Below are 9,370 nucleotides of genomic sequence, written 5' to 3'. Positions count from 1 at the left end.
TGCGAAACGTTTCGCAAAACGGGGTAAAAGAGGCACCCCACCCCACTTCCCAACGCCTACGCGCCTAGGGCCGCACAGGGGCGGCCAGTACGAAACCAAATAAAAAGGGACCCCAGGCGGGCCCCTTTTTTTTGTATATATGTAGATCCCAACGCCTTCTTAGGCGAAGGGCAGATTGCGCTAAGCGGCAACCGCGAACGCGGCGCACTCGGTGGCGCAGGCCTCGCAGGCCAGGGCGCATACCTTGGAGGAATCATCGGCTACGACGTGCTCCCGGCATTGCTGGGCGCAAGCCGTGCATATGTCTTCGCAAAGGGCGCAAATATCGGGGGTACAATCGGCGTTTTTAGAGATGAGGGTGGCGCAAAGGTCGCAGATTTCGGCGCAGTCGAGACAGAGCTGTGCGCACTCCTTCATGCCTTCAACAAGATAGGTGGTGCCGGCTTCCTGGCAGACGAACATACAGCGGAGACAGGCATCGATGCATTCTTTTCTGGATTTCATGCAACTGGGCGTTTCATAGACGACTAAAAAAACTATGCCAAACTTTGTCGCCCTTTATACCCGCGCGCCGCGCCGCGAAACCGCCGTATCCGGGCCGCCGCCACTCCCGCCGCGATTAGTATAGGTTCGTGCCCGTATAATAGTTGAGGTCCTCAAACGCGCTTACGCGGTTGAACGCGATGTTGTTCAGCTGGAGCGTATTCGTTTTATACGCGTCATAAAAATCCAGGAACTCGAGCAACCCGATGTTGCGACGCTCGTAGTTCTGCAATACGGCGCGGGAGAGGGTATCGAACTGCGTCAAAAATGCAGGATCGATATCCCTGTATAATTTCTGATTGGCATATGCCTTTTGCAAGGCGCGATACACGTTCTCCTGGACGGTGGCTTCCGTGCTCTTTTGCGTGGCGTCGTTGAACGCGATCATGGTGCGGGCGGAGCGGATGTTGCCCTGGTTGTGGTTCAGGAAAGGGAGGTCGATGGCAGCGCCGATGGAGCTGAAGTTGTTGACGTAGCTGCCTTGTTGGTCATAGGCGAGCGACAACGTGAGGTCGGGGACGGCCAGGGACTTCTGGTAGTTGTACTGGAGCTTGCTGATTTCGGTGTTCTCGCGCGCGATCTGGAGGTCCGTGCGGTTGTTGAACGCGGAGTCGACCAGGGCGGTAAGGCCGTATTTACCGGGGTCCAGCGCCGACACCATAACCGTATCGGGCACGGGGACCACATAGGTCGCGGCCTTGACCTGGAGGATGAGCTTGAGCTCGCTTTCGGTATCGTTGATCTGGTTGACCAGGTCGTTGTACTCGCTTTGGAGGCTATAGAGCTGGGCCTTGACCCGCACCACCTCGGAGGGGGCGATATAGCCTTTGCCCTGTTGTTCGTTAAAGGCCGTCACCACTTTTTGCAGGGCCTGTATTTCCTCGTCATAGACCGCCGCCGAAGCACGCAGGTAATAGATATTGTAGAAATCGGTCCTCAGGGTATATTTTAGCGTCCGGAGCAGGTCGAACAACTGGTACTCAGCGAGTTTGGTATTCGCCTTGGCGATCAGGATCTGTTTGTTGCGCTTTCCGGCCAGGTAGACCAGCTGCGACAGCTGGGCCGAGATTTCCCCGTCGCTGCCAAAGGGCAACACTTCGTGGGTCTGGGGGTTGTATAGGGCGGTGGAAAACGCAAGGTTGGGATTGGGCCACAACCGCGCCTGGAGGATAAGGGCTTCCTGGGCGCTGACATTATAGCGCTGGGCCAGGAGCTGCAGGTTCTGCCGGACAAACATGCTTTCGGCGCTGTCCAGGCCGATACTCAGGGTATCCGCCGGTAGCGACTGGCCGGGGGACTGGGCATAACCCTGGGCATAGCTCCGGCCGGGTACCAGGCCCAGCATGGCAAAGACAAAGCCGATCGAACGCAAACGATTTCCCATATATAAAAACTTGAGTCGGTGCAAAGGTAGCTTGCGCCGCCCTTCACCCCAATTAGAATGCATTAATGAACCCGTTAAATTTTTCTTACTCATTGATTTGCAGGAATTACACGGGGAATACGATCGAAAACGTCGTGCCCTTTCCCGGTTCGGACGCCACCTGTATCACGGCCCCGTGCAACCGCAGGATTTTTTCGGCCAGCGACAGACCGATACCCAATCCGTCATAGGTCTGGGCGTTGGTTCCCCGGTAAAACGGCTCGAAAATATGCGGGATGTCCTCCGGCTTTATCCCGATACCCTTGTCTTCTATCGAAATAATCACCTTGTCGTCCTGGACCGTCATGGCACAGGTGACCGGGTCGTTCCCCGAAAACTTGACGGCGTTTTTAAGGATGTTCCCCAGCGCCACGAAGAGGAGATGGCTGTTTCCCGGGATGGTATACCGTGCCGGGTCGTCGGGGAGGTTGTAGTGCAACCCGATCCTGCTCCCGGGTATCAGGTGGCTCCATTCATCCTTGACCTGCCAGAGCAATTCGTCCAGCCGCAGGTCATGAAAATCATTGACATCGATGTTGGAATTGGACAGGTCGAACAGGTCGTTGACCAGGTTCGTGAGGTTCTCGGCCTCCGCCAGCACGTCGGCCAGGACCCTTTTGTATTCCTCCCGCTCACGCTCGACCCCCAGCGTGACCTCGATGCTCCCCACGATGGACGTCAGGGGCGTCCTGAGCTCGTGTGATGCATTGGATACGAACGAGCGCTGGGCGTCGAACGACTGTTCCAGGTGCTCCAGCAGGTTGTTGAAGGTGGTGGCCAGCTCGTTGATCTCGTCCTTGCCTTCCTTTACCGCCAGCCGTTTGTCGAGGCTGGAGGAGCGGATGATCTTTACGTCATTGATCACCTTGGAAATGGGGAACAGCGCTATCCGGGCAAACAGGCTTCCCAGGAAATACATCACCACGATGGACAGGATCAGGACGGACAGCATCGACCAGAGCAGTTGCCGCATACCCGCATCCCCATACGTATCCACAGCCGATGCGAGCACCACGAAGTTGCCCGAGTTGTCCTTGTAGTAAAGACCCACCGTACGCGCGGGCCCCTCGCTGTACATGAGCTCGCCCTGGTCACGCACCCTGGCTATGACCGACGGCGCCCATTGTTGCGACGTATCTTTCAGAAAAACGGCCTGGTTCCTGTCGTTATATATCCTTACCACCTCCCCCGGCAGCGACTGGGGATACTTTTGCTGCACAGCCCTGAATTTGGCCTCGCTCAGGTTGTCTTCCGCCAGGAACAGCTGGGCCGTGATCAAGGCCCGGTCCCGCAACCGGTCGTAGAAATCGCTCGCCCGGTACTTGTACGTCAACAGGTAAATGGTCGCCAGCACGACCAGCAGCAGCACCGCGAAAATCAGCGTGAATTGCAGGGAAAGACGGTCGCGTATCTTCATGGTTTTTCTTTGAGCACATAGCCCATGCCGATCACCGTATGGATGAGGGGCTTCCCAAAACCCTTGTCGATCTTCTCACGGAGGTAGTTGATATAAACGTCGATCAGGTTCGTCCGGCGGTTGAAGTCGATCCCCCATACCGCCTCCGCTATGGAAGAACGCGAAAGCACGCTGTCCTTGTTCTGGACCAGCAGGTCCAACAGCGCGAATTCTTTGGCCGTCAGGAGGATTTCCTTACCCGCGCGCCAGGCCTTCTTCTGGTAAATGTCGATCTCCAGGTCGGCCACCTTGCGGATGGTCCCCGGGGCGGCGACCGTCCGTCTCCGGCTCAGGGCCTTGATCCTGGCCAGGAGCTCGTCGAAATGGAAGGGCTTGACGAGGTAGTCGTCCGCGCCTGATTCGAAACCCGTCACCTTGTCCTGCGTCGTCCCGAGCGCGGTGAGCATGATGATCGGGAGGTCGGGCTTTTCCCTGCGGACCGTCTTGCAAACCTCCAGACCGCTCTTACCCGGGAGGATCACGTCCAGGATCACCAGGTCGAATACCTCCCTCAACGCGCGCTCCTCCCCCAGCGTGCCGTCACTTACCAGCTCCACGGAGTAGGCCTTTTCCTTCAAACCCTTCCGGATAAAGTCCGCCACCTTTGGTTCGTCTTCGACTAAGAGGATATGCATAGTGCTAGTATCTCGCAGGCCCTTTGGACGTCCTCCCGGGAAATGTTCAGGGGCGGGACGATCCGCATGCTTTGGGCGCTGTGCAAAAACCAGTCGGTGAAAACACCGGCGGCGATCGCCCGGTCTATAACCTGCTTGTTGGTTTCAAAACTATCGAATTCCAGGGCAATCATCAAACCCCTGGAGCGGAGTGCCCGGACCCCGGGGAGATTTTCGAGGGCGGTCCGGAACCAGGTTTCTCTTTCGGCAACGCCCTCCACCATCCTTTCCGCGAGCAACGCCCGCATCGCCGCCATTCCGGCCGCGCAGCTCACCGGGTGGCCGCCAAAGGTGGTGATGTGGCCGAGCACCGGTTTTGACGCCAGCTCGTACATCAGCGACCGGTCGGCGACAAAGGCCCCCAGTGGCATCCCGCCACCCAACGCCTTTCCCAGCAGCAGTATGTCCGGCACGATGCCATACTGCTCGAAGGCCCACAGCGTGCCGTTCCGTCCAAAACCGCACTGGATCTCGTCCAGCACCAGCAGCGCGCCGACCTGGTCGCACCGCTCCCGGAGCGCCCGCATCCAGGCTGCGTCCGGCGCCCGCACGCCCGCCTCCCCCTGTATGGTTTCCAGCACCACGCAGGCCGTCTGGCTTCCGATCCGGGCAAGGTCCCGGGTATCGTTGTGTCGCAGGTGATGTATCCCCGGCAGCAAGGGACGGAAGGCATTCCGCCAGTATTCGTCCCCCATCAGGCTGAGCGCGCCCTGGGAGGAACCGTGATAGGCCTCCAGGAAGCCCACGATCTCCGTCCGTCCCGTGGCACGTTTAGCGAGCTTCATCGCGCCTTCGACCGCCTCTGTTCCGGAATTGGTAAAGTACACACAGTTCAGCGACGGTGGCAAGTGCTCCGCCAGCAGACGCGCGTAACCGACCTGCGGCGTCTGCACCGTCTCGCCGTACACCATCGTATGCAGGTAGCGATCCGCCTGGTCCTTGATCGCGGCCACCACGGCCGGATGCCGGTGTCCGACGTTACAAACGCTGATGCCTCCGATCAGGTCGATATATCGTTTACCCTTCGCATCCCACAGATACGATCCTTCCGCCCGCACGAATTCCAGGGCCAGGGGCGCTTCCGAGGTCTGGGCCACGTGCCGGAGGAACAGGTCTCTTTGGTTCATAGGCCCCAAAGGTACTAATCGTCGTCGTCCCCGGATGTGGCTCGCCCCGCCAGGTATTCACGGACTTCCGCATCGAGCTGGCGGGTATCGATCGCCCGCGTTGCATATACGCCGGTGACGCGGGTTTCGCGGTCGAGGATCACCTGTTTGCTACCGACGGGATAAGGGCCGACGACGCCCAGGTAGCTGCTATCCGTGTATCGAACGGAAAACAGCAGGAACTTGGCCTTCTTTCCCTGGTATGTATAAACGCCCTCCCGCAGAAAGGTCATCGGCTTGTGGGAGTCGTCGTCCTCGTCGCTTGTGGCTTCATCCAGGTAGCACTCGGCAAAGGCCCTCTGGGTGAAGTAGGCTGGTGGAAAAATGGCTTGACGGCCACTACGCGAAAGGGTGTCGTACAACTCCAACCGGTAGGTGGGACTGGCCGCCAGGGGCGTGACCGACGCCATGGAAAGGGTATCCCCCATTCCAATCAACACTCCTACGGACGCCGATTTTTCCCCCGGAGTGCCGGTAGCCAGCGCCCTGCGAAAGAAGTTCCTGGCGGCTGTGTCCCGGAAGCGTCCCAGGAAATCCGTCAGTCTCCAAAAGTTATAATCGCCATCCGAGGTATCTCCCGCATAACGCGCCAGGTGACCATAGCCCGCGTCCAGGAGGGTTCTCTCGTATGTCGCAAAATCCGTAAGCGCCAGGCTGCTGCTATCCAGAACACAACTACACAAGGAGAACAGCGGGGCGCACAGCAGGGAATCGCCCGCAAATGGCAGCAAACCGGGGAGTATCCTTACCGCCAGCTTTGGATTCCGTTCCAGGTCCGACATAACGGAATAAGACTGACCCCGGGTCGGTCTTTTAAACGTCAATAGCTCCAGCAGCGTATCCACACCGGCGGGCGTCCCGAGACCCGAAGCGAGCTCGAGCAGCTCGTACCGCCGTTCTTCTTTTTCCGGACGGAGATTCCGGTAGGCGGCTCCGACCTGGGGCAGGTCCCGGTCCGTCAAGGTCACCCGGATCGCCGATTTCAACCGCCTCGACCAATAAACGGGCTGCCCTTCCGGCTCTCCATCGGACAGCGTTTTCAGCGCCTCGGGCAGGTCCTTTTCCCCGAAGGCCGCGGTATCCAGGTAGTCCGCCGCCACCGCCTGTGTCGCCGAATCCCCGGTACGCAAATCCCGCAGGAGCTTCGCCGGGCCGGCGGCGGGGAAACCCCGGAACGCCGATGGCTCCCGGAGCCGGAGCGAATCGAAAAAGAGGTTGGCCGCGATCGTATGCGTGCGTCCGGGCAACAGGAAAGCCATTTGTTTATACAGCTTGTCCCCCACGAGAAAATAGGCGCCCCTTTCCACCCGGCCCGAATTCTCCTGATACGATTCGAAGGTCAGCATCGTCCGGCCCTGCCGCTGGGTATAGGTATAGGCGGGCGCATTCTTTTTTCCAAAGGAAACAAAGAGTATCCTCCGGAGAAACGCCGTATCGCTCGACGCAAAGGCGTAAGGGCTTAGCGGAACGACCGACATCGAGTAGGTTTCCATGCGGACCGTGTCCACCCAGCGCCATTCCTCCGGGTCGTCTTCGTTGGCCAGAAAACGGTCCGGGGCCTTGACCGTATACGTCCCTTGCGGACCGGTCTCGGTCGCCACGGGCATTTCGCCGAAGGGCAACAGGGAGAACGACGCCATGAAAGAATACCATTCGGGTCTTAACCGCTCTTCCGTGGCGCTGAAACCCATGAGCGTATATTGGTAGTTTTCCCTCTTGATGATATACCCCGTAACAAAGGCGTCCTTCAACCGGGCCTGCAGCCACAGGGACTGGCAACCCAAAACGACCGTGTCCCTGGTAACGATATTGCTGTCTCCTCTTGCCAGCCATACGTCCTTTATACGTTCCAGTGTGCCATACAGGCTGACGGAGTCGCCCTTGAGGCTAAAGCCCGGGTGCGCCCGTGAAAGGGTTGCCGTAAACATATTCCCCGTTCCCGGGTCGATGATCGTATGCACATCCGCATTGGACAGCGACCCGGATGTCGGCTGGATATTGTCCCGGCCCGGGTACTGGTAGCTGCAAAACCGGTCGGGGACCGTCATCGTATGCCAGGCGGCGCCTGTCTGGGGAGCAAACATCGTGAAGGAGCCAAAAAAGCGATCCTTGGCTGGCCCCGAAACAAAGGCCTTGTCCTGACCGACCATGGCCACGAAATAGATGTGCTTGTCCGTGACAAAAAAGCGGGTCCGCATATACAGCCCCTGGGCTTTGCTATAGATCTCCGCCTCCAGTCCCCTGGCCGAATCCTGGACGATGGGCGTTTTCTTTATCGTGACGGCGCCAAGCTTTTGGATCATACGCTTCAAACCGTCCTCGAGTATGCTGTCGCCGTTCGTTTTTGTCAGTTGGATCAACATGGCGCCTGCCCCGCATTCGAAAAGCTGGTTCTTCGTCATATCCATGTACACCTTCAGCTGCACGCCGTTCCCACCGGCATAGTCCTGGGCGGCGCCGGGGAAAGCAGCCTCGTACCCATCCGACTCCGACCTGAGGGTCGTCCATTCCTTTTCACTTCCGCGGCTGAATACATACGAACCTGGTTCGGCCCTTTTGGCGGAAAGAACGGGCGACACCAGGTACCCTTCCCTCCTCAACAGCGATATCAACCCCGAATCGCCGCCCAGGTGGGCGGCGCCCACCGCCACGAAATACGTACCGGTCTTGAACAGGCTGTCCATGCTGCGCTGCATCACGCGGTTCCGCTTAAACAAGCTGACGAGCTCGGAGGAGTCCGAGCCGAACTCCATGATCGAATCGACCAGCGGCAGGTTCGCCTGGCAGTAGACATCGATCAGGTTGTCGGTGAATTTCTTGTCGTGACCGCCGTCGTCCGTGAGCGTGTGCGGGTCGAAGCTGCCTTCCATTTCCGACAGCAGCGCCTCCTGGTCTTCGGGCCGTTCCAGCCCCGCGATCCGTTTGTCCCGGTCCCTGGCGATGCTGTACAGATAGGCGTCCATGAAGGCGGGCATGTCGTCTTCCCGCCGCTGGGGTATGGAGAGCTTTTCCTTGAGTATAAAGGCGTCCTTGGCCGTCAGCTTGTCCGCATTGATTCCCAGCTCTTTTTGGACCCGCGCGTTTAGCTTTGCCATCTCCGCCTTGCTCAGCACGTCTTTTAGCATCTTTTGCTGCGACTGCTCCACCGCGTGGCGGAAGATCATCCCCGTCAGGCTGTCGGGGTGCACTTCCATGGCAAACCCATCCGCGTTCTCCAGCGCGATATACAGCGAATCGGGGAAATAGAACGCCCGCTTGATGGCCAGGTGCATCGTCCCAAAGAGATAACACGGTTTTTGGAGGGATTTACCCTGCACGCGCCACAGCAGCGTATGTTGGGTGATGGGCGGCTGGGTCGTTTGACCGGATGCACAAAAGCATTGTGCGATAATCAGGGCAGAGGCAAGGAAGGAACGCATAAAAGGTTTTTCGACGGATCAAAATATTTCCTGAAAATTACACCCGTTTTTCTTTCTTTTGAAAAAAATACGACTATGCCCGTCATCTTACCCGTCAAAGGCGTCGATCCCCGCTGGGGCGAGAATTGTTTTATCGCACCCAACGCCACCATCGTCGGCGACGTCGTCATGGGCGATGACTGCAGCGTCTGGTTCAACGCCGTCGTCCGAGGAGACGTCAACAGCATCCGGCTCGGCAACCGCGTCAACGTCCAGGATGGAGCCGTGATCCACTGCACCTTCGAAAAAACCAAGACCATCGTTGGCAACAACGTATCCATCGGCCACAACGCCATTGTCCACGGCTGCCAGATCGACGACAACGTCCTCGTCGGCATGGGCGCCATCATCATGGACAACGCCCACATCGGCAGCAACTCGATCATCGCCGCAGGCGCCGTCGTCCTCGAAGGCACCATCGTAGAGCGCGGCGTCATCTACGGAGGCGTCCCCGCCCGCAAGATCAAAGACATCCCCCAGGACCTCATCTCCGGCCAGATCGAGCGCATCGCCAAGAACTACCTCCACTACTCCTCCTGGTTCAAATAGCCCCGCGAACGTTCACTGCGGTCGTCGGCGCGTTTAGGCTCCAGTCGGAGCGGTCGGGCCTCTTTTTCCCCGTTTTTGCCAAACATTTGGCAAAAACGGGG

Annotated in this window: 7 protein-coding genes; 1 reads left to right on the top strand and 6 read right to left on the bottom strand. The window is 58.5% G+C overall.

What is annotated here, in order from left to right; genetic code table 11:
• Positions 1–180: 180 nt before the first annotated feature.
• The 6 genes from VL547_RS12065 to VL547_RS12040 all read right to left on the bottom strand — a co-directional run bounded on the left by VL547_RS12065 (position 181) and on the right by VL547_RS12040 (position 8,681).
• Positions 181–504 (bottom strand): four-helix bundle copper-binding protein, encoded by a 324-nt coding sequence (locus VL547_RS12065; protein ID WP_325578034.1) that lies wholly within the window; start codon positions 502–504, stop codon positions 181–183.
• Positions 505–619: 115 nt separating this feature from the next.
• A complete protein-coding gene (locus tag VL547_RS12060) occupies positions 620–1,927 on the bottom strand; it encodes a TolC family protein (protein ID WP_325578032.1) in 1,308 nt (435 codons plus the stop codon).
• 106 nt (positions 1,928–2,033) lie between these two features.
• Positions 2,034–3,383: a HAMP domain-containing sensor histidine kinase gene (locus VL547_RS12055; protein ID WP_325578030.1), complete on the bottom strand. Its 1,350-nt coding sequence runs from the start codon at positions 3,381–3,383 to the stop codon at positions 2,034–2,036.
• Positions 3,380–4,057 (bottom strand): response regulator transcription factor, encoded by a 678-nt coding sequence (locus tag VL547_RS12050; RefSeq protein WP_325578028.1) that lies wholly within the window; start codon positions 4,055–4,057, stop codon positions 3,380–3,382. Before VL547_RS12050 ends, VL547_RS12055 begins: the two co-directional genes overlap by 4 nt.
• Positions 4,042–5,223 (bottom strand): aspartate aminotransferase family protein, encoded by a 1,182-nt coding sequence (locus tag VL547_RS12045; RefSeq protein WP_325578026.1) that lies wholly within the window; start codon positions 5,221–5,223, stop codon positions 4,042–4,044. The genes VL547_RS12050 and VL547_RS12045 overlap by 16 nt, the downstream gene beginning before the upstream one ends.
• A 14-nt stretch (positions 5,224–5,237) precedes the next feature.
• Entirely contained in the window at positions 5,238–8,681 is a 3,444-nt protein-coding gene (locus tag VL547_RS12040; protein WP_325578024.1) for a TraB/GumN family protein, read from the bottom strand.
• Between the two features lie 75 nt (positions 8,682–8,756).
• On the opposite strand from VL547_RS12040, the gene VL547_RS12035 reads away from it, so the two are divergent.
• On the top strand, positions 8,757–9,269 hold the full coding sequence (locus VL547_RS12035) for a gamma carbonic anhydrase family protein (protein ID WP_325578022.1): 513 nt from the start codon (positions 8,757–8,759) through the stop codon (positions 9,267–9,269).
• Positions 9,270–9,370: the final 101 nt, after the last annotated feature.

It is taken from the genome of Dinghuibacter sp., from assembly GCF_035492835.1.
Taxonomy (GTDB): domain Bacteria; phylum Bacteroidota; class Bacteroidia; order Chitinophagales; family Chitinophagaceae; genus Dinghuibacter.
Note: the sequence above shows the minus strand (reverse complement) of the source record. Positions and strands in the feature narration are given on the sequence as shown.